The sequence below is a fragment of the Arenibacter sp. S6351L genome (assembly GCF_023016025.1).
Classification (GTDB): Bacteria; Bacteroidota; Bacteroidia; order Flavobacteriales; family Flavobacteriaceae; genus Arenibacter; species Arenibacter algicola_B.
Genome location: NZ_JALKBB010000014.1, coordinates 1 through 25,384, shown reverse-complemented (window position 1 = coordinate 25,384; position 25,384 = coordinate 1). Strand labels below are relative to the sequence as shown.

The window sequence follows — 25,384 nt, the reverse complement described above, 5'->3', positions numbered from 1 at the left end:
GTATGGAAGGGACTAGGATAGTTGCAGTAACCAAATCATTACCACAATACTGTAGGAATACCAAGGATATTTTGCCTTTTGTGGAGAAATGGCTGTACGGTCAGGATGAGCGGTTGCAGCGTAAGGTGCTTAAAATTTTTGAAGGGGCAGCCGTAGACAAACGCTATAGTATAATGAGTCCCGAAGAGGTTTTTGAAGCTACCTCTTTTGAGGATAAGAACAATGTGTATGTGCGTGAAGTCAAGAAATTGGGGAGAACTGTCCTAAGGCGGGCCCTTGATAAAAGTGGGTGGACGGCAGACAGTCTGGATTATATAATCACCGTTAGTTGTACGGGAATTATGATTCCATCCTTGGATGCTTATTTAATTAACGATCTAGATCTTAGGAAAGATATAGTGAGATTGCCCGTTACGGAGATGGGTTGCGCAGCAGGTATTTCCGGTTTAATATATGCCAGTAATTTTTTAAGATCCAACCCAGGGAAGAGGGCGGCCATAGTGGCAGTTGAAAGTCCAACTGCAACTTTTCAGCTCAATGATTACTCCATGGCCAATATGGTCAGTGCTGCTATTTTTGGTGATGGCGCTGCCTGTGTGTTGGTGTCATCGGAAGAAGACGCCAAGGGACCAAGAATCGTTGGGGAGGAAATGTATCATTTTCCTGATGCTACACAAATGATGGGTTTCGATTTAACCAATTCGGGCTTAAAAATGATTTTAGATCCCTTGGTGCCGCAGACGATTTCCGAACATTTCCCAGAAATCGTTCATCCATTTTTAAAGCGGTATGGAAGTAGTATTGAAAAAGTGGACCATTTAGTTTTTCACCCAGGAGGAAAGAAAATTGTGGAGACGGTGGAGGATTTGTTTGGAGCATTGGGCAAAAATTTGGAGGATACCCGTGAAACGCTGCGTTTATATGGTAATATGAGCAGCGCCACAGTGCTTTATGTGCTGGAGCGATTTATGGAAAAGGATATTCCAAAAGGGGACCAAGGTTTATTATTGAGTTTTGGGCCCGGATTCTCCGCCCAACGGATTTTGCTGGAATGGTAATAGAACCGGAATTTTTATAGTTTGGGATATTGCTTCAATCTATATGCTTAATGTAATAGTTTAATTAAATGATTGTTATATGCTTATTATAAATGATATAATTAAAAAATTACCTTATACCAATCCATTTTTATTTGTTGATAGGATTAATATGGTGAGTGCCAATGCCCTTGAAGGTTGTTACACTTTTAAACAGGATGAATTTTTTTATAAAGGGCATTTTAAGGAGCAACCCGTTACACCAGGGGTAATTCTTACAGAATGTTGTGCCCAGATCGGGTTGGTGTGCTTGGGGATTCACTTACTAAATTTGGAAGAGCTAAATACAGGGGATTTACAGGTGGCTTTAAGCAGTTCCGAGATGCAATTTTTGTTGCCTGTCTTTCCTCAGGAGACGGTAACCGTAAAATCGAGCAAACTATTCTTTCGCTTCAATAAGTTGAAGTGTGAGGTTAAAATGTACAATCAGCGGGCTCAGTTGGTTTGTAAGGGTGTTTTGTCCGGGATGATAAAAAATAACAACATATGAATAGGAGGGTAGTCGTAACCGGACTTGGTATATGCGCACCTAACGGGGTGGGCCTAGCCAATTTTTATGATTCAATGCTCAATGGTAAAAGTGGAATTATGTTTCATCAGGAGTTGGCCGATTTGGGGTTTGGATGTCAAATAGCTGGGAAACCGGAAATACAGGAAAGTTTAAAGGAATCTTATTTTACAACATTACAGCTAAGGGGCTTAAACTCTAGTGGTATAATTTATGGTGTAATGGCCGGAACGGATGCGTGGATGGATGCAGGTCTCGATAAGGCTAATAAGGATCAACCCGACTGGGATAGCGGAATTATTTTTGGAACTGGAATTTTAGGAATAGACAAGCTAAGGGAATCCATTTATTTAATAGATGATAATAACGCTCGCCGTTTGGGCAGTAATTCTGTAATGCAGACCATGGCCAGTGGCATTAGTGCTTATCTCGGTGGCATTTTGGGATGTGGTAATCAAGTGACCACCAATTCCTCGGCATGTGCTACTGGCACTGAAGGAGTAATTATGGGGATGGAGAGGATAAGGGCAGGAAAGGCAGAAAGGATGTTGGTAGGGAGTTGTAATGACAGCGGACCGTATATTTGGGGCGGTTTTGATGCAATGCGCATACTGCCTTCCAAATACAATGATAATCCCCAAGAGGCCAGCAGGCCTATGAGTACCAGCGCGTCAGGGTTTGTTCCGGGAAGTGGGGCAGGAGCCATGGTGTTGGAGTCGTTGGCCAGTGCATTGGGAAGAGGGGCTAAAATCTATGCGGAGGTCTTGGGAGGTGCAATCAATAGTGGCGGACAGCGTGGAATAGGCAGTATGACGGCTCCTAACAGCGAGGCGGTTCAAAGATGTATTCTGGAGGCATTGAAGGATGCAAGGGTAGAAAAATCTGAAGTGAATATGATTAATGGACATTTAACGGCGACATCGAAAGATGCCGAAGAAATTAGAAATTGGAGCGAGGCCTTGGAGCGCAGCGGTAAGGATTTTCCGTTTATAAACGCAACAAAGGGGCTGGTAGGTCATTGTTTGGCTGCTTCGGGCAGCGTGGAATGCGTGGCTTCCCTGCTGCAATACCGCGAGGGATTGTTTTTTGGCAATCGAAATTGTCATGACCTTCATCCGGAGATACTGGAATTGGTAGATGCTTCCAGAATACCCTTAAAAACGATTTCCCATAAACCTGGAATATTGGCAAAAGCAAGTTTTGGTTTTGGAGATGTAAATGCCTGTGTTATCTTTAATGATTATAAAGAAATATAACAATGGTGGATGATCAGCATTTTGCACAACTGAAGGATATCGTTAAGTTGTATCTTCCCGAAGATGTTTCGGTTGGAGCTATTGTAGAAGATAGTAATTTTGTCAAGGAACTGAATATCAATTCGGCCAATTTAGTTGATATTGTCCTGGATGTTGAGGATGCATTTGGGATACGTTTGGAAAATGAGGATATGGACAAAATGCAAACCGTAAGGGATGCCCTGAATATTATAGCACAAAAATTACAGGATAAAAACTAGCTCTTTTCCCTGTCTTTTTCTTCAGTAATGAGCAGTGAGGAAATTATTCCTCCTACCAAGGATACGGATATCACCGTAAGGGATACCCACTCTGGGATTTCAATATGATGGGAAAACAACATTTTTAAACCTACAAAAGCTAGAATCACCACCAAGCTATAGTTAATATACCTGAATTTCTCCAGCATCCTGGAAATTAAAAAATACATGGATCGCAAGCCCAAAATAGCCAAAATATTGGAGCTAAAAACAATAAAAGGGTCTGCTGTAATGGCTAAGATTGCAGGGATGCTGTCCAGTGCGAAAAGTATATCCGTAAGTTCAATGACTACCAAGGCCACAAAAAGAGGGGTAGCTGCGGTGACTCCCATACGCTTTACAAAGAAATCATGGTCTTTAATGGTTGAGGTTATAGGGTAAAACTTTTTCAACCTCTTGAAAACGAAAGAATTTTTAGGGTCAAATTTATTATCGTCCGATCTTAACATTTTAAAGGCAGTGTACAGTAGGAAAACCCCAAAGACATAGATTATCCAATCGAATTTTGTAATAAGGGCAACCCCAAATACGATCATTAGGGCCCTGAAAACGATAGCACCCAATATGCCCCAGAACAATACCCTGTGTTGGTAAATGGCAGGAATCTTAAAGGCGCTAAATATTACGGCAATTACAAAGACATTATCTACGCTGAGCGAAAGTTCAATAAGATAGCCTGTTATGTATTTAAGAACAGCATCGTTTGGGGTCAACGCCGTAGGGTTGTCAATAATATCATTGGAGAACAGCCAATAAATAACCCCACTAAAGCTCAGGGCCACGGTAACCCAAATGGCGGTCCATATACCTGCTTCCTTAGATTTTATAACATGTTCATGTTTATGAAAAACACCTAGATCCAGTGCCAAAAAAATAATGATAAGACCAATAAATGAGCCCCAAACTAACATATACTATCGTATTTAAAGGCACAAATGTAAGTATCATTTTTAAATCAGGAGAGGGAACAGGTGACATTCTTTTTTGTGGAATATAGAAGGGTGTTTTACCGCTTTTTGAGGGGGTTTAAAAAGAATGATTATGTGAAAATCGACAGAATCACTTTAAAACACGATGTATGGTAGGTCTAAACCGGATTATAGGTGCAATAAGGTGAAGATAATGTTATAACTTTAAGCAGACACTTTTTATGAAATATGATTAAATATATTTACAGCGCTGTAATTGTGCTTGTTATGGTTTTTTTCTCGGTGGATGGCCATGCTCAATCCAAAGAGAGTGACACTTTGTCGAAAAAGCTGAAAGTGGAAAAATGGACGGTACTGGAGGAATATGAACCGGACATGATATTATCTGCCGAGGACCGGATAGCTTTGAAGAAAAAACGCATCGTTGAGGCCAAGAGAAGACGTGGTATTTTGGATACTATGGATATTTCGGATCGCAAAAGAAAGAAACTGCTTAAGGATTTATATAAAAACCCGTTTTCGGACCGATTGATGAAAACATTGGCAGATACTAAATTTGAGGATGAAGACAATTGAACAATAGTAAATTATGTTTTATTGATGGCAAATAAAAATGCCCCGTGAAGATTGAATTCTTTTTCGGGGCATTCTTAGTATTTATCATTGCTGAAAATTAGGCTAATGGGTTTTCATTTTGCCTTTTCTTTTTTCCAATTGTCGTTCCAGTTCGTCTACGGAAGCCGCAATGGCCACTTCAAATTTAGCGTTGTTGGACTCTGCAAACAATCTAGGGCCCGGTGCACTCAGCCTTATATTGCAAATTAAACCGGTATCGGGCGTGGAAGTGTTCTCCTTTTTAAAGAAAACATCGGCACGCACTATAAAATCATATTTATCTTCTAGTTTTTCTAACTTCTTGGTAGCCAACTCCTCTAGGCGGGCACTGGCTTTTACATCATCATATACAAAATTGATATTCATATTTAATTGTTTTTAAGTTAACAGACCTATGCAAGATCTGGTATAAATTCTGGAATTTAAGTTAGTCTTTATTTTTAATAAACCCAAGGGAAATTTATGGTAAATTCTTACAATCCACCTTTCCGTTCCGGGGAACGTTGTGTTGGCCAAATGGATTGTTCCCCGGTTTTCGGATTAATCGGCAATATCCTTTTTTCCCTAGAGGCCATTTCCGGATCTTCACTCGCCATATAGGTCAATATTGCAGTAAGAATTACATTGTTCTTTAAATCATCAAAAACAATCTTGTCATAGGTGTCCCTATTGGTGTGCCAAGTGTAGTTCCAATAGGACCAGTTTAAGGAGCTAAGCCCAAAAGCCGGGGCTCCGGCAGCTATGAAGGAGGCGTTGTCCGATCCTCCACCGGCAGGCATCCCGGGAAATGTGGTCTCTATATGTTGGGTTATGTCATCCGGTACGGCGGATAGCCATCTTGGAATGTAATCATAGGAATTTAGAAAGCCGCCTCCGGATATTTGAACAACTCTCCCTGTGCCATTGTCCTGATTAAAAACAGCTTGCACCTTGCCAACTATTTCCGGGTGGTCCTCCACATAGGCCCGGGAGCCGTTCAATCCCTGTTCTTCGCTTCCCCAATGGCCAACTAAGATGGTTCTTTTGGGATTGGGATATAATTTTTTAAGTACGCGCATGGTTTCCATCATAACCAAAGTTCCAGTTCCGTTGTCCGTGGCCCCAGTCCCTCCATCCCAGGAATCGAAATGTGCTGACAGTATAACATATTCATCGGGTTTTTCTGAACCTTTTATCTCTGCTATAGTATTAAATGTGGGTACTGCACCGAGCTCCTTGGACTCTGCCAAAATTTTAATTTTGGGGCGGTTCCCATGCTCAACCAATCTGTAAAGCATGGTATAGTCCTCCAATTCCAAATCAATAATGGGAATTTTGTCCGTATTGGCACCAAAAATTTTATTGGCGCCAAAACCCTTGGACCAATAGGAACTTACTATGCCCAATGCTCCGGCTTTTTCCAAGGCCAATGGAAGGGTTTGTCGGTTATGCCCTATGCGTTGCATATTTTGGGTCCATTGATTTTCTTGGGTCTCTCTATCTTTTTTCATTTTGTAGAAGGACTCCGGAGTAGCAAATTCTTCCCAGTTGTAATCCGGTCTTCCTGTAGCTTCCTTCATCGAGATCATTACCAGCTTACCTTTAACGCTTGGCAGCCATTTGTTAAATTCAGCAGAATCGGTAACGGTAGGCAAGACCATTAATTCTGCTGTAATACCTTTACGTCCAGTGCTCGGGCTCCATGCCAATTGGGTTCCCTTTAAGGTTTGTATTCTTGGTGATACCATGTCTATATGTGTAATTCCCCGTTCCCAACCCTTCCATTGGCCCCATTGTTCGTTTTTGGCGGCAATTCCCCAATTGGTGTATTGGGCCAAAGCCCAGTCATGGGCATGTTGCATCTGTGGTGTGCCAACCAGTCTAGGGCCAATAACATCCAGTAATTCGTGCGCCAGGGTTTCCAGTTGTGAATTTCCATGGACCTCGGACACTATTTGGGACACAATTTTATCTGTAGTCTGGGCAAATCCGGTCCGGATAAAGCAAAAGAGGGATAAAGTAAATAGAAGGAAGGTTTTTTTCATTTTTTGGATTTTAAATTAGTAAGCGGCATCAAAATAATAATAATCGAATAGTTAAACTCTGGAATTAAGTTTTAATTAAGAATCTCCTTATGTCTTTGATGCCTGTCAACATTTGTGAAAAGGGTAATTATCAGGATTATAAACTCTACCTTTGTCCAAAAATATTGGTGATGAGCACTTTTTCGGATTTTAATATATCTAAACAATTACACTATGCCATAGAGGATTTGGGTTTTTTGGTCCCGACTCCCATTCAGCAAGAGGCCTTTTCGGTAATCATGTCCGGCACGGATATAGTAGGTATTGCACAAACAGGAACGGGGAAAACTTTCGCCTATATGTTGCCTCTTTTACAGGAGTTGAAATTTTCGAAACAAATCAATCCCAGAATATTGATATTGGTGCCTACGCGGGAACTGGTGTTGCAGGTGGTTGCCAATATTGAAGCTTATTCCAAATATATGAGCGTTAGGGTTTGTGGCATTTACGGTGGAGCAAATATAAATACCCAGCGGCAGGCAGTAGCCCAGGGATGTGATATTTTGGTGGCTACTCCTGGCAGATTGTACGACCTAACACTGGATAGGACCGTTAAGCTCAGGGATATTAAGAAGTTGGTAATCGATGAGGTGGATGTTATGTTGGATCTTGGTTTTCGTTTTCAGATTACCAATATTTTTGAGTTAATGCCACAGAGGAGACAGAACATCATGTTTTCGGCTACCATGACAGAGGAGGTTTCCAAATTGATAGAGGACTTTTTTGTTGCACCGGTAAAAATATCCATTGCTGTTAGCGGAACTCCACTGGAGAATATAGAACAGGTAGCCTATGCCGTTCAAAACTATTACACCAAAGTAAATCTTTTGGCCTTCTTGTTGAAAGATAAAACCATTTATAAAAAGGTTTTGATTTTTGTTTCCAATAAAAGAAGCGCCGATAGGTTGTTTGAGGCGCTTAAGGGAGATTTTGGAGATGAGGCTGCGATAATTCATTCCAATAAAACACAGAATTATAGAATTAGGTCCATCAAGCAATTCGATGAAGGTAAAAATAGGATTCTGGTTTCTACTGATGTTATGTCCAGAGGTTTGGACTTGGAACAAATTACCCATGTAATCAATTTCGACACCCCCAATTATCCGGAGAACTATATGCACCGCATAGGTAGGACGGGAAGAGCGGAGAAAAAAGGAAACTCCATATTGTTGTACACCGAGAAAGAGGAGGAGTTTAAAGACGCGATAGAGAAATTAATGGATTATGAAATTCCGTTGTTGGAGTTTCCGCAGGAGGTAGAAATATCAGAGGAATTGGCACCGGAGGAGCGCCCCAAAAATCTGGAACACAACAATCCTGTGAGTGCCGCCGAACTGGAGGCCCGTGGGGCTGCTTTCCATGAGAAAGCGGAAAAAAATAAAAAGGTAAACCAGGGAGGATCCTATAAAAGGACAATTGCAAAGAAATATAAAAAACCGATTACAAGGGGAGATAAAAGATTTTCTCAAAAAAATAAAAAAAGAAAATAGTATTTAATTGAATATTAAATATATAATTACTTTTATTTAACGTGTTACTATAAATGAATAACGATAAGGATCCTTTACATGGTATAACCTTGGCCGACATTTTGGACTCCTTGGTGGCCCAATATGGTTGGGAGGAAATGGGTGCAAGAATCAATATTCGCTGCTTTAATCATGATCCCTCCATCAAGTCCAGTTTAAAATTTTTAAGGAGGACTCCTTGGGCACGGGAAAAGGTGGAACAACTGTACATAAGGTCTCAAAGAAAATAGTTGGGAAGGGATCTAAATTGTAATCTCGAAAGGTGATGGGAAATCAATGCCACCCAAAAATATTTATCTTTAAATTTAATTTTTAAGCCCGCTACATTTGGAAATTAATAATATAGTTTGATATTTAACGCTATATTTAAATATCTAGCAGGAAATTAATCAACGTTTTAGCAATAGGACAAAAACGAAAATATTAAATGAAATCATTCACCGTAGCAGAAATAAGTGAGCTCTTGGATGGGGAGCTTATAGGGGGGTATAACAAGCCAATCATTGGTGCCGAACAAATAGACAGGGCCAAAGACCAGCAAATTACATTTATCTCCAATAATAAGTATGCGCGACAATGGGATTCTTGCGGTGCCAGTGCCGCAATAGTTTCCAATGCAGTAAAAATACAGCCCGGTGCGGACAGGGCTTTTATCAAGGTGGCAAATGCGGACTTGGCCATGGCCAAATTGCTGGAGGCTTTTCAACCGGAACCACCTGAATTATTGGAGGAAATACACCCTAGGGCCGTAGTGCACGAAACTGCAGTTTTGGGTAAGGGTTGTAAAATTGGAGCAGGTAGTTATGTAGGTAAAAATGTAGTTTTGGGAGATGGGGTCATCCTTTATCCCAACGTTACTATTTTTGATGAGAGTACTATTGGCCATCATACCGTAGTTTGGTCGGGTACCGTAATCAGGGAGCGTAGCATAATAGGGAATAATTGTATTTTTCATACCAATGTGAGTATTGGTGCGGATGGATTTGGCTATCGGCCATCAGAGGATGGTAGGGGTTTGGTGAAAATACCACAAATAGGAAATGTAGTGATCGGCAATTATGTTGAAATTGGGGCCAATTCCTGTGTTGACCGTGGAAAATTTAGTTCCACAATAGTGGGTGATGGGTGTAAAATCGACAATTTGGTCCAAATAGCCCATAATTGTGTGTTGGGAAGGTCTTGTATTATGGCCGGGCACAGTGGTTTGGCTGGTTCCGTAACCTTGGGCGATGGTGTAATAATAGGCGGGAGTGCTTCCATTAAAGATCATACCACCATTAATTCGGGTGCTGTAGTGGGGGCAGGTTCCGGGGTTATGAGCGACGTACTTCCTGGGAAAACCGTATTGGGCTATCCGGCTACGGATTCAAGGGAAATGCTCAAACAATGGGTGGCGCTAAGAAACCTGGCCAAGAACTAGAAATGCCCGGGTCCTCAAGTTATGGAATGGCCCGATTTTAGATTTAAATTATCCTATAATGTATCTCAATAGAGGTCCTAATTGGTCCTGACAATGATATTCAAAAAAAAATAATCCTTAAATTTTCTAAAAATATTCGTTAAACACTCAACAAAGGGCTTAGTTTTGCAGTCCAAAAATGAGATTATGTCGGAGACTTTGATTGCCAATGCTATTGTAGAAAGAAAAACGGATAAGGAGCTGTACAGCTATCAAAAAGGAGCTATAGACCAGATTTTTGATAAATTTGAAACTGCTCCAGATGATTATCATCTTTTGTATCAATTGCCTACTGGTGGCGGTAAAACCGTTATTTTTTCTGAAATCGTAAGGCAATATCTCAAGCACCACAATAAGAAGGTGCTCATTATGACCCACCGTATAGAGCTTTGTAAACAAACTTCTACTATGCTGACCAGTTTTGGGGTAACCAATAAAGTGGTAGATAGTAAGGCCAATCTGGATGACCAGGAAGAGTATAGCTGTTTTGTGGCCATGGTGGAGACATTGAACAACAGGCTTCAGGACGATAAACTGGATATTTCCGACGTTGGATTGGTAATTATTGATGAGGCTCATTATAATTCCTTTACAAAATTGTTCAAGTTTTTTGAGAATTCCTTTGTATTGGGGGTTACAGCAACACCTTTGAGCTCCAACAAGGATTTGCCCATGAAAGACAATTACGATGAATTGATCGTTGGGGAAACTATTGAAGCGCTAATTGAAAACGAGTTTTTGGCTAGAGCTGATTTTTACTCCTACAATATGGGTTTAACTTCTTTGGAGGTAGGTTCCAACGGGGATTACACCGTAAAATCTTCAGAGGATCTTTATAATAACAGCCAGATGCTCAGTAAGCTTTTGGAGGCTTATGAAAAACATTCCAAGGGTAAGAAGACTTTGATTTTCAATAACGGTATTAATACCTCCCTTCATGTTTACGAGACTTTTAGGGCAGCAGGCTATCCTATAGCCCATTTGGATAATACGGCCACTAAAAAGCAGCGTAAAACCATTCTAAAGTGGTTTAACATGACGCCTAACGCTATTTTAACATCCGTAAGTATTTTGACCACAGGATTTGACGAACCTACAATAGATACCATTATTTTGAACCGGGCCACCAAATCCTTGACCTTGTATTACCAGATGATAGGTCGTGGTTCCAGGATTTTGAACAATAAATCCACTTTTTCGGTAATTGACCTGGGGAACAATTTCCATCGCTTTGGTCCATGGGGGGCAGATTTGGATTGGCAGACCATTTTTAAATCACCAAATTTTTATGCAGATAGACTTTTGAGTGATGAAGAGCTGGAAAGCAATTTTAAATGGGAGATGCCTGAAGAATTGCGGGCAGAATTTGCCAAATCAGAGGAAGTGTATTTCGATATCAAGGAAACCTATGTGGATTCCATTAAAAATGGGGAAACATCAAAGGTGGTATTGGAGCGCTCCATAGCCCAACATGCTAGAATCTGTGTGGAAAACAGTGAGGATGTATATGATGCCCTTGCGCTCTCCAAAATGTTGGGTCCGGATATTGACGATAGAATCCAGCGTTATGCCAAGTGCATTAGTAAAAGCACCTATAACTTTCTGAAGTGGTTAACCGATGACTATCATAAAAAATTAAGCACGCATTTACGTCAAAATTTCGATACTATTTACGAAGATATTCATGGTAGGCCACCAGAAGAATAAAAGTTTCTTAAGTTTATTTGATTCCTGAAAGCATCAACTTGTGCTCGGTAAATTTTCCTGACGAAAGATACAACAGGTTATTTATTTAGGTTAAGTGAGCATATGTAACCTATTGATCTATAGTGTTTTTAAATATTCTATTAAAGCGGATCTTTCTAAATTTGTCAACTGGTCGCCAAAGGTGTGGCCTGAATTTCCATATCCTTTTAAAGTAGTGTCATAGGTGTTTATGTCAGCTTTGGTCTGTTCAACAGAATAGATCCAGCCCACTTTTAATTGATCGTAATCGGTATTATCAAAAGACCTGCTCCATCTTGTAGGTCTCTCTGTGCTGTTCAAAACGTCCTCCAAGGTAGGAACCGATCCATTGTGGAAGTAGGGTGCCGTGGCCCATATGCCATCCAAGGGCGGGGCAATATAGCCGCCTTCTGCTTTTATCTGTAAATTATTCCGGTATGTGCCGAACCATCCTGAATTGAACCAATCCATAAAATAATCGTTCATAGGGGAAGATTCTGTGTAATGGTTGGATAATTCCGGGTCCGTGCCAACGGACTTTAATGTCACTAGTAAATTTGGGTAGGTTGGGCTGTCCCCATAGGTGCCGTGACAGGTTGCGCAGTTATTTTCAAATAATTGTTTGCCTTGTTCCGATAAGTCGGAATCTATCAGAAAAGGATATTCAGGGGCTTCCAAACTCTGTATGTAGGCCAGTACATCTACCATTTTAGTATCTATTTCAGCAGCCTTTGTTGCATCACCTAGAGTCAAAAGGCTGGAACCGATAAAGGATTTGCAAAAATCAAGTCGACCAATAGCGTGGTAAAACATGGCATTCTTTTTCTTTAATAGCCACCATGCTGGCACATCGGACGGAATCACCTCTTCCGGTATGTCTACCAATGGTGTGTCCTGCCATACCAAAGTACTTTTATCCCGGTGCGCTATTAACACTTGGGTGATTTTATCTGCGGGATTGGAGCCTCTGGTTTGTGTAATTGTCCGGGGGCCAATGGCAACTATACTTTTTCTAAATTGGTCGTATGCCTGCCATTCCGCACTCTCTTCGCCTCCGTACAGGGCTCTGATGCCAGAATTCAATAAAGCTATATTGCTTGCCCGGTTAACCGTAAAATTGGCGTCATGGCTCCCAAGGCCTATTATGAATTCATTGTTTATAGTGGCGGCATGGCACGCCATGCAATTGGGGGCAACCACTCTTGCTCCATTGGCGGCAGTTATGGAGGTGTAGTCATACGGCAGGTTTGCGTTGTCCCCGGTTCTGTTTAGGCGGTTGTCAGGATTTACGCTGGTTCCCAACAAAAACGCATCATAGGGAACTCCTGAGCTCATATAATTCCCTGAAATTAAATATTCATACCCAGCTAATGCATCCCCCGTTCGTTGGGGGTTGTCAGGGAGGGGACTGCTTTCTACCAATGGTTCTTCCGTTTCGGGCTCTTCGTCTGGTTGATCGGTAGGTTTTTCATTGACCACGATTTCTATAAGTTCCTCTTTGCCTTCTTTGGAGCATGATAAAGCAAGGAGAAATAGAATGATAGCTGAAAGAAGGAGTTTAATTTTTTTCAAAACTCAGGTCTTATGGATAAAACTAGTACCCTTAATTTAGGGATAATTTAGAATATAAAGTCCTGTGGTCATACTAAATTCGATAAACCACCCACCACTTCGCTTAAAGGCAGAATGCAATGGGTGGGTTAATGGGGTTTTGGGGTTATGCCATTGGAACTTCCATTAATAGTACCTTGCTGGGTGCTGTTGCGGTAAGTGTAATTTGTTCCGTATCCCATATGCCTAATCCGTCACGTCTTTTTAGAGTTTGTTCCCCAATCACAACTTCGCCTTCCAGTACAAACACATACAATCCATTATTAGAATTATTTAAAGTATAAGTTGAAGTGTTTTCGGTTTCAAAATCACCTAAGGAAAACCAGGCATCCTGATGTATCCAAACTCCTTGCTCCGTTTTTTGAGGAGATAGGATTTGGTAAAAGGAATTTTTAGTGGCTAGATCACGTGTAGAAATTTGATCGTATCTGGGAGTTACATTTTGGGTTTTTGGAAATACCCAAATCTGCAGAAATTTAACCTCTTCATTTTTGTTTTTGTTATATTCACTATGAAAAACACCGGTTCCTGCGCTCATTACCTGAACATCACCTTCTTTAATAACAGTGGTATTGCCCATACTGTCCTTATGTTCCAAATCTCCTTTTAAGGGAATGGAAATGATTTCCATGTTCTTGTGGGGATGTTGCCCAAAGCCCTGCCCGCCAGAGACGGTATCGTCGTTTAGCACCCTAAGAACCCCAAAGTTCATTCGCTCCGGGTTGTGATAGTTGGCAAAACTAAAGCTGTGATATGAATTTAGCCAACCGTGATCGGCATGTCCTCTGCTCTCTGCTGTATGTAGTATAGTTTTCATGATATCTTTTTTTGTTTCTTCAAAATTAGGATTCATATGGCATATGTACATTGACCTATGTTAAGTAATTCATAAGCGCCTTTATGTTATTTGGCGTAAAATGCTTTATAAAGACGGATAAGGTTTCTAATTAAGTTTTTTATTCTGTACTTTAATTTGATAAATGGCCTGCTGTATGAACAAAAAAATAAAGTAACTTAGTGAAGCCATAATTATAACAACTAAAAAACAAAACCATGATTACGTTAATTATTTTTTTGGGAATCCTTGCTTTGGTGGCTTTGTTCCTTGTAAATGTTTTCAATCGCTTTGCCACACTTAGAAACCTTGTAAAGGATGCTTGGAGCAATATAGATGTAGCTTTAAAAAGAAGGTACGATCTTATACCAAATTTGGTGGAGACCGTAAAAGGATATGCCAAACATGAAAAATCTACCTTAGAGGCTGTAATAAATGCCCGTAATGCGGCTATGGCGGTCCCATCTGGAGATATCAATGCCCAGATAAAGGCAGAAAACCAACTTCAACAAAGTTTGAGAAGTATCTTTGCTTTGGGAGAAGCCTATCCAGATCTTAAGGCCAACGCTAATTATTTGGATCTTCAGCAAAAGTTAAATGAAATTGAAGAAAATCTGGAGCGTGCCAGAAGGTACTACAATGGTTCTGTAAGGGAAAACAATACTTATGGGGAAAGCGTACCAGGGGTGCTTGTAGCCAGTTTATTTAAATATCAACATTTCGATTATTTTGAAGCAGAGGAGGCTAGTAGGGCGAATGTAAAAGTAGATTTCTCTTAATGAAAAATAGCTATTACTTACTTTTATTTCTTCTAGCCATAAATACGGGATTGGCCCAGGATTTTACGGTTAAAAATTACACTGTAGACATTACGGTCCATAAAGAAGGTTATTTTGATGTAGTTGAAAACTACAATCTTAACTTCGAAATCCCCAAACACGGTATTTATAGGACCATCCAAACAAAATATGACCTTGTAGATTCCAAAGGCAACGAAACTACCCGAAAGATAAGGATCAGTAAGATAAAGGTTCCCAATTACAAATTTGATGCTCCGTTCGATTTTGTGCAAAAGATGCAGGAAAACATGGAGATCAAAATTGGGGATAAGGATATTACCCTGGTTGGTCCCCAACATTACGAGATAAAATATAGGGTCCACAATGCCTTTCTTTTCGAGGATTCGCAAATCCGTTTTTATTGGAACATAAAACCAGAAGATTGGCTGGCCGAATTTCATCAGGTCAGTTTTACCATTAGGCTTCCGGACAATGTGTTTCCCAGCAAAGAAAATAGCTTTGTGTACGCAGGGGATAGGGGTACTTCCACCACCACTACGGACATGCAATTATATTATACAAATAATGAATTCTCGGGAACGAGCAAGGCGGGATTTGTATCCCATCCCGGACAAAGTGTTACCGTATTGATCAATCTTCCCCTAGGATCGGTTAAGGAAGAAAAGCCTTTCTGGCCATTTTGGGATAATTATGGTTGGGTATTCTTAATCGGGATAATGCTTTTTACTTTCTTTAGGGTATGGTGGAAATTTGGTAAGGACCAACGTGTCATTGCTGCTACCAGTTATTATCCACCGGATAGTTTGGATCCGGCCATGGTAGGTTTTTTGATCAACGATAAGGATGACAATTCCGACCTAATAGCTTTAATACCTTATTGGGGCTCAAAAGGATTGATAAGATTGGAAGAAATTCCCAAAAAAGGCCTTTTTGGGTCAAAGGATACTAAAATTATACGGCTGCAATCTTTACCATTGGATTCACCCTCCTATGAATTGGAAATATTCAAGGGGTTGTTTGGTGATAATAACAATGTGGTTGGTACGGAAGTGCTGGTGAGTAGTTTAAAGGATACCTTTTATACCAAGATGATAAAGGCGCGCAGCCAATTAAAGGAAAGTGCGCAACCCTATTACGAGGCAGAGTCAAAAAAAATGCAGGGTATTATGTATGTGGCCTTAATTGCTTTGGCGATTGGACTTACCTTGGTGGGTTTATTCTTTTGGGGACCTTTGGCAGCAGTGGCAATAGTAGTCTTTTGTGTGATTCTGATTTTTGTTAATCGATTTATGGTAAAAAAGAATGCCAAAGGCAATGAATTGCTTTCGGAATTAAAGGGATTTAAAAGATTTATTAAGGTAGCTGAGGAAAACAGATTAAAAATGCTTTTGAAGGATGACCCGCATTATTTTGAAAATACCCTAGGGTATGCACTGGCCTTTGGTTTGTTTGATCAATGGGCCAAAAAGTTTCGAGATCTGAATATACCGCCCCCGGACTGGTATACGTCCACTTCAAGTAGCAGCCTTACAATGAATCAGTTTTCCAAATCTTTTTCCAATGCCATGGCAAGCACTAAATCGAATATGGTGAGTTCCCCATCCAGTAGCGGAAGTTCTGGCGGAGGTTCCTCCGGCGGTGGTTTTGGCGGTGGCGGTGGCGGTAGCTGGTAAGCTGATGGTTGTTCTGGAGATTGTATGGAATTTATAGTGGAAGGCCTTGCCGTTGCCTATATTTATAGCTAACCACATAGGGGATTAAATTTTGAGTTCCTAACTTGTAGTGATTAGTTGATTGTTAAAAATGACATGGCTTCCTAGATGGGCACAATTAATAAAAGTTATACTTACTTTTGTGGTTCACTGGAAAAGTTATTTTTATGTCCAAATCCCAGAATACACTTCTTATAGTACTTGCTTTTTTTGCCATATATGTGATTTGGGGATCCACTTATCTTATGAACAAGATTGCTGTGCATGAACTACCTCCATTTATGTTGGCTTCTGTACGCTTTTCGGTCGCTGGAATTTTAATTTTTGTGCTCTGTAAAATCATGGGAATTCCACTGACCATCACAAAAAAACAACTACTGAATTCTATTGTTGCAGGATTTCTATTCCTTGCTTTTGGAAACGGATTTGTAGTATGGGCACTTAAGTACGTAGACAGTGGTTTTGCAGCTTTGGAAATAGCGGCACAGCCTTTGGTAATTCTATTGTTAATGCGGATTCTTGAAGGGAAAAAGATTCAGACCATGTCCGTTGTAGGCGTTATAATCGGCATATTGGGCATCTATTTATTGGTAAGTCAAAATCAGGTTATAAGTCAGGAGAACTCGGTCTTAGGGATGGTCATGATCTTTTTCTGTATGGTTAGTTGGGCCTATGGTAGTTTGTTTGTAGCCAAGGCGGATCTGCCCAAGAATTATTTTGTTAATACTGGATTCCAAATGTTTAGCGCGGGAATCATACTAATGGTAGGAAGTTTGCTTATCGGGGAGACCTGGACCCTTCCTACCACTTGGAGCAGTCCGGTACAATATTCTATGTTGTTCCTGATTCTTCTGGGTAGTATTGTTGCCTTTACGGCATTTAATTATTTATTAAAAGTGGTTTCTCCAGAAAAGGTAGCTACTTCCACCTATGTAAATCCAATTATAGCACTTTTACTGGGCTGGTTTTTCTTGGATGAACAGATCACCACTCAGTCCACAATTGCGGCTATAGTGCTTTTAACGGGGGTCTATTTCATCAATACCCGAAAAAAATTGGTTTTGTTTTCTAGGTTTTCAAGCCGGTATTCGCCAAAAGAGGATTAAGGGGGTGTTTTAATATTACAATCCTTCATGAAGGAATAGGTGAAAGGTTAGTGCATACTGATATAAAAAAAGCAGGTGACTACCACATCAACTGCTTTAAATATAGAACCTTATTACCATTGAATAATGGGAATTAATTTAAATAGATTCTGCGCTCGGCCCAACGGTTCTTCTTTATACTTCTAAAATTTACCATTAGAATACTTTCCCCGGTCAACTGAAAATTTGTTGATTCTGATTGTGATTTATGAATGAATAGTTTCATGATAGTTGTTTTAATTTTTTTAATTACCTGAAACGCCTTTTAATGTTCCAGATGTTGCTTTTAGAGTTTTCCATTGTTTGCTTTACGAAGTGTTTGTTGACTGTTTCCATTATCTTGATTTTTAATTGATGTTTAAATTGTTTTTTTTTAAATTTTTGATTGTAGTCTGTTAATTGTACCTTCTTTTACTGTTCCAAATTCTACTTTTTGAAGATTCCAATGTTTGCTTTACCAAATGTTTGTTTAGAGTTTCCATGATATTTATTTTTATTGTGATTAATTGATTTACTACTAGAAGACGATAGATGGATATAATTGTTACAGTACTATGTATAAAATAGTACCGTTTTAAGCAATATTTAACATTAATGCCCGGACTTACGGGGGGGGGGGTGAAGAATTATTTATCTGATAATCAAATGATTATATTGATAAAAATTTTTATCGATCTTAAAAAAATACTTTAGGATGGGTGCAATAAAAGACGAGTTGAAGGAATTGTGTAAAATTTAAAGGATTATTATTACCTATTTAATATCTTAGAGGTTAGTGTTCTTAATTATTCACCATTCATATGTTAAGTAAGGTTTCCCAATTCCCTGATGAAAAGGAATTATGTTGGCCAAGGAAGCGCAACATGGATCAAAGTGGGTAAAAAATAGAATGTAATAACTTAAAATTAATAGGTATGAAATTCACAAGAAAAGCAAGTGCAAACTGGAAAGGTAGCGGAAAGGATGGCAAGGGTACCTTGAGTACGGAAAGTACCATTTTGAAGGATACCCAATATTCCTTTAAGTCACGATTCGAAGATGGTAAGGGTACCAACCCTGAGGAATTGATTGGAGCGGCCCATGCAGGATGTTTTACCATGCAGCTCAGTTTTTTGTTGGGAGAGGCCGGGTTTACACCAACCAACTTGGATACTAGCGCTAAGGTAAACTTTGAGGATGGGAGTATAACACAAATAAGCTTAATTCTTAACGGTCAGGTGCCGGGAATCAAGTTGGAGCAGTTTAAGGAAATTGCCAAAAAAGCCAAGGAAATTTGCCCTATTTCCAAATTATTAAAGACAGATATAGTGTTGGAGGTAAGCTTAAAGGCATAGAAACCAATGCTGTTTACTTCCATATTGATAGCAATAAAAAAAAGCCACTGTTAAGTGGCTTTTCCCATTTATTTGAATGCTATTTGCAATTCCTATTTAAGTGTAAAATTTACTCTGGCAAAAAGGAATCTACCTCCTATGCCAAATTGTTGTGCTCTACGGGACCAATCAAAGCGTCCGTCACTACGATTGCCAAATTCATCCTTGGCCCTGTCCGGATAAATATCGAACAAATTATTTGCTCCAAGGGTAAACGTTAGGGCATCCGTTGCTTTATAGCCCACGGATAGGTCCGTAACCAATTTTGTGCCGAATACCTGCTGATTGGCCACTGTTGTTGTTGCTTCGGTTACCTCACCAAAGTATACATTTCTTAAGAAAATGATAAATTTATCCGAGGTAAGGCTGTTGGAAAGGTTTATTTTAGTTCTGGGTACGGCCTCTTCCAAATAAACCCTACTATCCTCAGGAAAGTAGGTGTCGACCTTACCAGCGTTTCTAAGAACATCCGATGCATTTATGTCTCCGACCTTTTTTGTTTTGGAGAAGGTACCAGCTAGGTCTGACTTGAGTCTCCAATTAGCACCTAAGTCGGTTTTATGGGTTACCACTAAATCCAAGCCTTTGGATTCGGTATCAATCGCATTGGCAAAGAAGGAAGCTGCCGTAGCATTTGCTTGTCGTAATATATTCAATAATTCCAATTGTGATCCAGAATATACAGCTGGTATGTCGTCCACTCCTGTACCTGCATCAGCTGAAGGGCTAAACTGCCCTGTATAGACAACTCGGTCATTTATTTTAACGAAATAACCATCTACAGTTATAGTTAAATTGGCATCCGGTATTTTGGCGGTAAGCCCCAAACTAACACTTTGGGAAGTTTCCTCCTTCAACTGTGGAATGCCCAAAAGGTTGGCCGCCCTACTATTATTAGCAAAAGTCCCTACCTCCTGTGGATTGCCCTGATTGTCAAATATGGTCGAGGTGGAATTAAAGTTGATTTGATGTAAAGAAGGTGCCCTAAAGCCTGTATTCAAAGCTCCACGAATATTCAGATTATCCGTAGCCTTGAATCTTCCTGCCAATTTAAAATTGATGGTACCTCCGAAATCGCTGTAATTTTCATAACGGGTGGCGAAACTTGCCAAAAACGCTTCTGAGAAATCAGCTTCTACATCAAAATATCCAGCTACACTACTTCTTCCCCTAGAAAGTTCATTACCTGGCGCAAAACCTGGAAACACTTGAGAACCCCCAGGTCTAGCACTTCCGAAAAAATCCCTTGAGGGTGACTGGCTAGCCACAGTAATTAATTGTCCCGCACTGGTATATTGACCATAAGAAGCTGGCTCTCCAGCCACAATATCATAGTTCTCCACTCTATATTCTGCACCAAAGGCAATGTTTAACCCAGACATTACGTCGTCAAAGAATTGAGTGATGTCCAAATTGGAGGTGTTTTGAAGAAAAGAAAATCCCCCTGCATCGAAAAAGGTAGGAGAGGCATTTTGCATAGAGGCATTATGCGTGTTTCCAATGGTATATAAAAAAGAATTCTTTCCATAGGTATTGCTTAAGTCAATGCTCCAATCTCCAACCATCCCCTTTATTCCAAGAGATATGGATTGGTCTTTAATACTAGAGTTGATTTCGGGTAGAAAACCATTGAAATAAGCTGGGGTATAGGTCCTGTTTTGGTTTGGTAACCTATAAAATCCTGCTGAATTACCAGTTCTCGAGCTGATCCCTGCAAAAGAGTATAGAGTAGTGCCGATATCATCCAAGGGCAAGGAGAAATTGGCAAATAATCTACCCCCACGCAAGGCAGACTGTCCTACCCGCATATTGTAGTCACTTCTTTGTTGCCCTCGGGCCGCCAATTCCTCGGTCGTTGTATTATTGGATAATGGGTTGTAAAAAACGACTGTGCCATCACTATAAACTTTAGTTGGACTATGTAATTCCTCTGGGGTAAAGCCACTTATCAAATCTTTATCATCCTGAGTTAAAAATTGAAGATTCTGAGCCAACGAAACAACATCGGAATCCCCTAGATTGGCCAAATCCAGGCCTTGGCCCACGGCCAATCTTTCCACAGAATTATAGGCATTAAATATGGAACCTTCCCATTCCTTCATTCGACTATACTCTTCCCGAACGTCAAAATCTCCGGAGAGGTTTATAAATCCACCATTATCACCCAATGGAATGCCATAACTAGCGGATATGTTAGTGGTTGCTCCGTCTACGCCACCTGTTTGATCATTGGCATTTTTGGTGAAATTGGCCCCTGTGGTGACCGTTGTGGTAAGTTCATTTACATTTTTGTTCAAGATAATATTGATAACCCCGGCAATGGCATCTGAACCATATTGAGCAGCCGCACCGTCCCGTAAGACTTCTATACGCTGTATGGCAGCGGCAGGGATGGCATTTAAATCCGTTCCCACACTTCCTCTACCAAAGGTTCCGTTTACATTGATCAAGGAAGAGGTGTGCCTTCTTTTGCCATTAATCAATACTAAAACCTGATCGGGTCCCAATCCTCTTAGCGAGGCTGGGTCAATATGATCTGTACCATCCGAAATGGTCTGGGTATTGGAGGTAAAGGAAGGAGCCACATAATTCAATATCTGGTTTAGATTTACCTGTGGTGCCACATTGTTTAGTTCCGTCATGTCTATGACATCTACGGGAACGGTACTTTCGGTGGCTGTTCTGTTTGGATTACGCGAACCAACGATAATTACTTCCGACAATGCCACACCAGAAGTAAGACGTATATCCATCATGGTATTATTGACCGTGACCTGTAAGGTCTCGAATCCAATATAGGAAACCACTAAAATATCGCCCATGGAAGCCTCAATGGTAAAGTTGCCATCGAAATCTGTGGTTGTACCTGTGGTGGTTCCCTTAATAACTATGGATGCACCGGGCAATGGTGTTCCCTCTTCATCCAAAACTGATCCCGTTATTTGAGCGTTGGAAAAACCAACCATCCCAAAAATGAAAATCATAGCAATAAAGTAATACTTTTTCATATATGAGTTTTTTGAGTTAATATGCCTAGAAGTTAAGCATTTTTGGGGTGAATTGTAAGAAAAACTTCTAAAATAATAAGGCAATCATCTAATAAAGAGGACTATATGAATGGGATTATTATTAGAAGCACGGGTATTGCTTAGGGATTGGAAGTACTAGGGCACCATTAATATTGGTAATGGGCGAGGTGTTTATAAGGATCAATTAATACAGAAGTTGTAATTTCTTGTTTTTTATCCCAAAATCCTGAAAATCATGTCCTGTTTTTTTTAATAGGGATAAAAAATTGGGGGACTAAATTAAATTATTTGAAATACTAGCCTTATATTTGTTGAAGTTTAAAGAGTTGCGCATTGACCTGTAATCACCATTGCTGCTACTAAATTCTTGGGTAGATAAAATTAGATTCATTTTTCTTTTTCAAACACTCGTTTAGTATTTCAACCGCTGCTCAGACGAGATTTACAATTTATAACTTTAAAAAAAACAATGGCAAAATCGCAACAAACTTATAGTAAAAGTGAAAAAGAAAAGAAGCGTCTAAAAAAGCGCGAGGAGAAACAAAAGAAAAAGGAGGCCCGTAAATTGGAGTCGAAGGAAAATGGACCTGGTATCCAATTTGCCTATGTTGATCACGACGGAAATTTAACGGATACGCCGCCAGATCCCTCTAAAAAAGTAAAAATAGATGCCTCTACCATAGAAATAGGGGTGCCTAAAAGGGATGATAGTGATGTTGAGGAATTCGACCCTGTTAGAAATGGAAAAGTTTCCTTCTTTGATACTTCCAAGGGATTTGGGTTCATAATCGATAGTGAAAACCAAGAGAAGTATTTTACCCATGTTAGTGGGCTCATAGATGAGATTGCTGAAAATGACAAGGTTTCCTTTGAACTTGAAAAGGGGCTGAAAGGTATGAATGCAGTACGAGTAAAGAAAATCTAGTTTCTAAGTCAATTCCAATAATGGAATTGCGCACATATATAATATTTAGGGTAGTGCAGATAAATTCAACTTTGTATGGATTTATGTACTACCCTTGTTTTTTGCCATAATTTGGGTAAATGAGGCCCCGTTTATATGTTCCCCGATTCAAACTTCCTATTTAGTTCTTAACGCTTCTATTGTTGATGGATACAAATTCCATTAAATTCTATAGTGGTCAATACAACAACTCTTTTTTTAAAGTTTATGTCATTGCATAAATATAAGTTCATACTTATATTTCCTTTTATGCACTTAGATCTTACTTTTCTAGATAAAAAATAAGCGAAAACTGTTTACCGTTTTTTAAAATCAAAAAAAAGAATAACTTTTGGACTTCTTTAAATCAGTAACTAATCAAATATTCAAAAACCATGGTAAAATTATTCAAAGGTCACATACTATTGTTGGGATGTCTATTATTAATATCCTATTCCCAGGCTCAAAATTTAGCAACAGCCTTGCCCGAGGAGGTGGGGATGTCTTCTGAGAGGTTGGAAAGACTATCGACTACGTTGGACCAATTTGTTAAAGACGGAAAAATGGCTGGAAATGTTGCGCTGGTTGCCAGAAAGGGTAAGGTAATCTATCATAAGGCTTTTGGGGAAAGCGATATGGAGGCAGGGAAAAAGATGACCACAGACGCCATATTTAGAATTGCATCACAAACGAAGGCCATTGTTAGTGTTGCGGCCATGATCTTGCAGGAAGAAGGAAAACTACTGATTGCAGATCCTATTGGAAAATATTTGCCGGAATGGAAAGAAACAACGGTAGCCAGAGTACGTGATGATGGGGGATACGATGTGGTTAAGGCAAACCGTTCCATTACTATTCGGGATTTATTGACCCATACTGCTGGTATTGGGTATGGTCATGGTCCGGCAAAAAAAGAATGGGAAGAAGCCGGGATACAGAACTGGTATTTTGCAGACCGAAACGAACCGATTGCCGAAACCGTTGCGCGTATGGCTAAATTGCCAATGGATGCCCAGCCTGGAGAAAAGTTTGTATATGGTTATAATACGGATATCTTAGGGGTAATTGTTGAAAAAGCCTCAGGTAAAACTTTGGATGCGTTTATTAAGGAAAGAATCTTAGATCCTGTAGGAATGGTGGATACGTATTTTTATTTGCCTAAAAATAAAACTGAAAGACTGGCTACTTCCTATATGGCCTATGAGGGCAAGCCTTTGGAAAGATCTCCCGATCCTGGTTTGGGAATTGGCCAGGGCCATTACGTAAATGGACCCAGGAAGAGCTTTTCCGGTGGCGCCGGTCTACTTTCTTCATCCATGGACTATGCTAAATTCTTACAAATGATGTTGAATGGAGGTGAGTTTAACGGGCACAGGATATTATCCCCAAAAACAGTAGAATTAATGATTGCAGATCATGTTGATGTTCGGGGCATTCCCTATGGCAGCAGAAAGGGTTCAGGTTTTGGACTTGGCTTCTCCATTACCAAAAACGTGGGAGAAAGGGGAGAACCTGGTTCTGTTGGTACTTTTGAGTGGGGAGGAGCTTATGGATCCACTTATTGGGCAGACCCCGTAGAGGAACTGGTTGTAGTATATTTTAAACAACTAATACCTACCAACGGAATTGACGATCATGCTAAGCTTAGAAGTTTGGTATATCAGGCTATTTTGGAGTAAAACACCAATTGTATTTTGTTGAAAACTCATGATTTTTAAGAAAAAGTGTTAAGATATTGTAAATTTTGACGGTTTTAGGACAATCTATTCTTCTAAAAAATCTATATCCCATAGGTTTGCACCTTAATAGTCAGATTAAAAATTAGAGATACTGAATTTTATGAGTAGAGTTAAGGAAAATGACAAGGTAAAAGTACATTACACTGGAAAATTAAAAACCGGACAAATATTCGACAGTTCTTTGGAAAGAGAGCCCATCGAAGTTACTTTGGGACAAGGCCAGCTTATTCCAGGTTTTGAAAAGGAATTGGTGAATATGGAGGTCAATGAAAAGAAAACGATAACCGTGCCCAAGGAAGAAGCTTACGGAGATATTATGGAAGAATTGTTTCATGAAATTAAGAAGGCGGAGCTTCCTGAAGACATTAAACCTGAAATAGGAATGATGTTGGTTGCAAAAAATCCGGACGGTACAGAAAACCAATTGCGAATTACAGATGTGAAGGAAGAAAGTATTGTTATTGATGCCAATCACGTTTTGGCAGGACAGGACCTTACTTTTGAGTTGGAATTGGTAGCTATTTTATAAAGCTTAGAAAAAAAAGGCATTTTCACTACTAGTGGATAATGCTATTGAATTAAAAAGGCCGTCTGTTTTTAGACGGCCTTTTGCTTATTATATCAGTCCCGTCCTAAAATAAGTTGACACAAAATCGACTTATTTATGAAACATTCAAAGATTACAGGTAATAAGCGGACACAACGCGATTACAATCT

General features: G+C 39.8%; 23 protein-coding genes. 16 read left to right on the top strand and 7 right to left on the bottom strand.

The window, feature by feature from the left end; genetic code table 11:
• Nucleotides 1-2 precede the first annotated feature (2 nt).
• The 4 genes from MWU82_RS12655 to MWU82_RS12640 all read left to right on the top strand — a co-directional run bounded on the left by MWU82_RS12655 (nt 3) and on the right by MWU82_RS12640 (nt 3,121).
• Nucleotides 3-1,058 (top strand): type III polyketide synthase, encoded by a 1,056-nt coding sequence (locus MWU82_RS12655; protein ID WP_247096638.1) that lies wholly within the window; start codon nt 3-5, stop codon nt 1,056-1,058.
• Between the two features lie 79 nt (nt 1,059-1,137).
• Entirely contained in the window at nt 1,138-1,587 is a 450-nt protein-coding gene (locus tag MWU82_RS12650; protein ID WP_215948074.1) for a FabA/FabZ family ACP-dehydratase, read from the top strand.
• Nucleotides 1,584-2,861 (top strand): beta-ketoacyl-[acyl-carrier-protein] synthase family protein, encoded by a 1,278-nt coding sequence (locus MWU82_RS12645; protein ID WP_247096637.1) that lies wholly within the window; start codon nt 1,584-1,586, stop codon nt 2,859-2,861. Before MWU82_RS12650 ends, MWU82_RS12645 begins: the two co-directional genes overlap by 4 nt.
• 2 nt (nt 2,862-2,863) lie before the next feature.
• Nucleotides 2,864-3,121 (top strand): phosphopantetheine-binding protein, encoded by a 258-nt coding sequence (locus tag MWU82_RS12640; protein WP_215948076.1) that lies wholly within the window; start codon nt 2,864-2,866, stop codon nt 3,119-3,121.
• Here the strand turns inward: MWU82_RS12640 and MWU82_RS12635 are convergent.
• The gene (locus MWU82_RS12635; protein ID WP_215948077.1) at nt 3,118-4,071 is read right to left on the bottom strand and encodes a TerC family protein; all 954 of its coding nucleotides are present in this window, start codon (nt 4,069-4,071) and stop codon (nt 3,118-3,120) included. The two genes, MWU82_RS12640 and MWU82_RS12635, sit on opposite strands and share 4 nt — an antisense overlap.
• Before the next feature lie 246 nt (nt 4,072-4,317).
• Here MWU82_RS12635 and MWU82_RS12630 point away from each other — a divergent pair, with 246 nt between their 5' ends.
• Nucleotides 4,318-4,665 carry a hypothetical protein gene (locus MWU82_RS12630; protein WP_215948078.1) on the top strand — a complete coding sequence of 116 codons (348 nt, stop codon included), beginning with the start codon at nt 4,318-4,320 and terminating at the stop codon, nt 4,663-4,665.
• Between the two features lie 102 nt (nt 4,666-4,767).
• On the opposite strand, the gene MWU82_RS12625 is transcribed toward MWU82_RS12630, so the two are convergent.
• Nucleotides 4,768-5,070 carry an HPF/RaiA family ribosome-associated protein gene (locus MWU82_RS12625; protein ID WP_215948079.1) on the bottom strand — a complete coding sequence of 101 codons (303 nt, stop codon included), beginning with the start codon at nt 5,068-5,070 and terminating at the stop codon, nt 4,768-4,770.
• Between the two features lie 107 nt (nt 5,071-5,177).
• On the bottom strand, nt 5,178-6,728 hold the full coding sequence (locus MWU82_RS12620) for a M20/M25/M40 family metallo-hydrolase (RefSeq protein ID WP_247096636.1): 1,551 nt from the start codon (nt 6,726-6,728) through the stop codon (nt 5,178-5,180).
• A gap of 170 nt (nt 6,729-6,898) precedes the next feature.
• Between MWU82_RS12620 and MWU82_RS12615 the strand changes: the two genes are divergently transcribed.
• The 4 genes from MWU82_RS12615 (at nt 6,899) to MWU82_RS12600 (ending at nt 11,462) form a co-directional block, all read left to right on the top strand.
• On the top strand, nt 6,899-8,257 hold the full coding sequence (locus MWU82_RS12615) for a DEAD/DEAH box helicase (protein WP_247096634.1): 1,359 nt from the start codon (nt 6,899-6,901) through the stop codon (nt 8,255-8,257).
• A gap of 53 nt (nt 8,258-8,310) precedes the next feature.
• Nucleotides 8,311-8,526, top strand: a complete 216-nt coding sequence (locus tag MWU82_RS12610) for a VF530 family protein (RefSeq protein ID WP_215948082.1) — start codon at nt 8,311-8,313, stop codon at nt 8,524-8,526.
• A 197-nt stretch (nt 8,527-8,723) separates the two neighbouring features.
• Nucleotides 8,724-9,716, top strand: coding sequence for a UDP-3-O-(3-hydroxymyristoyl)glucosamine N-acyltransferase (lpxD, locus tag MWU82_RS12605; protein ID WP_247096633.1), 993 nt, complete (start codon nt 8,724-8,726; stop codon nt 9,714-9,716).
• Nucleotides 9,717-9,902: 186 nt separating this feature from the next.
• Nucleotides 9,903-11,462 (top strand): DEAD/DEAH box helicase family protein, encoded by a 1,560-nt coding sequence (locus tag MWU82_RS12600; protein ID WP_215948084.1) that lies wholly within the window; start codon nt 9,903-9,905, stop codon nt 11,460-11,462.
• Between the two features lie 117 nt (nt 11,463-11,579).
• On the opposite strand, the gene MWU82_RS12595 is transcribed toward MWU82_RS12600, so the two are convergent.
• Nucleotides 11,580-13,052, bottom strand: coding sequence for a c-type cytochrome (locus MWU82_RS12595; protein WP_247096632.1), 1,473 nt, complete (start codon nt 13,050-13,052; stop codon nt 11,580-11,582).
• Between the two features lie 145 nt (nt 13,053-13,197).
• Complete coding sequence (locus MWU82_RS12590) at nt 13,198-13,908, bottom strand: pirin family protein (RefSeq protein WP_247096631.1); 711 nt, start codon at nt 13,906-13,908, stop codon at nt 13,198-13,200.
• A gap of 236 nt (nt 13,909-14,144) precedes the next feature.
• Between MWU82_RS12590 and MWU82_RS12585 the strand changes: the two genes are divergently transcribed.
• From MWU82_RS12585 to MWU82_RS12575, 3 genes are all read left to right on the top strand, one after another.
• A complete protein-coding gene (locus MWU82_RS12585; protein ID WP_247096630.1) occupies nt 14,145-14,705 on the top strand; it encodes a LemA family protein in 561 nt (186 codons plus the stop codon).
• On the top strand, nt 14,705-16,399 hold the full coding sequence (locus tag MWU82_RS12580; protein ID WP_247096629.1) for a DUF2207 domain-containing protein: 1,695 nt from the start codon (nt 14,705-14,707) through the stop codon (nt 16,397-16,399). The genes MWU82_RS12585 and MWU82_RS12580 overlap by 1 nt, the downstream gene beginning before the upstream one ends.
• Before the next feature lie 206 nt (nt 16,400-16,605).
• Entirely contained in the window at nt 16,606-17,544 is a 939-nt protein-coding gene (locus MWU82_RS12575) for an EamA family transporter (protein WP_215948089.1), read from the top strand.
• Nucleotides 17,545-17,677: 133 nt separating this feature from the next.
• Here MWU82_RS12575 and MWU82_RS24285 read toward each other — a convergent pair whose 3' ends face one another.
• Nucleotides 17,678-17,809 (bottom strand): hypothetical protein, encoded by a 132-nt coding sequence (locus MWU82_RS24285; RefSeq protein WP_281502429.1) that lies wholly within the window; start codon nt 17,807-17,809, stop codon nt 17,678-17,680.
• 688 nt (nt 17,810-18,497) lie between these two features.
• Here MWU82_RS24285 and MWU82_RS12570 point away from each other — a divergent pair.
• Entirely contained in the window at nt 18,498-18,917 is a 420-nt protein-coding gene (locus MWU82_RS12570) for an OsmC family protein (protein WP_215948090.1), read from the top strand.
• Nucleotides 18,918-19,009: 92 nt separating this feature from the next.
• Here the strand turns inward: MWU82_RS12570 and MWU82_RS12565 are convergent, their stop codons facing one another.
• A complete protein-coding gene (locus tag MWU82_RS12565) occupies nt 19,010-21,964 on the bottom strand; it encodes a TonB-dependent receptor (RefSeq protein WP_247096628.1) in 2,955 nt (984 codons plus the stop codon).
• A 490-nt stretch (nt 21,965-22,454) separates the two neighbouring features.
• On the opposite strand from MWU82_RS12565, the gene MWU82_RS12560 reads away from it, so the two are divergent.
• The 3 genes from MWU82_RS12560 (at nt 22,455) to MWU82_RS12550 (ending at nt 25,196) form a co-directional block, all read left to right on the top strand.
• Entirely contained in the window at nt 22,455-22,910 is a 456-nt protein-coding gene (locus MWU82_RS12560) for a cold shock domain-containing protein (protein WP_215948092.1), read from the top strand.
• A 413-nt stretch (nt 22,911-23,323) separates the two neighbouring features.
• The gene (locus MWU82_RS12555) at nt 23,324-24,607 is read left to right on the top strand and encodes a serine hydrolase domain-containing protein (protein WP_247096626.1); all 1,284 of its coding nucleotides are present in this window, start codon (nt 23,324-23,326) and stop codon (nt 24,605-24,607) included.
• Between the two features lie 160 nt (nt 24,608-24,767).
• Nucleotides 24,768-25,196 carry a peptidylprolyl isomerase gene (locus MWU82_RS12550; RefSeq protein WP_072861489.1) on the top strand — a complete coding sequence of 143 codons (429 nt, stop codon included), beginning with the start codon at nt 24,768-24,770 and terminating at the stop codon, nt 25,194-25,196.
• Nucleotides 25,197-25,384 lie beyond the last annotated feature (188 nt).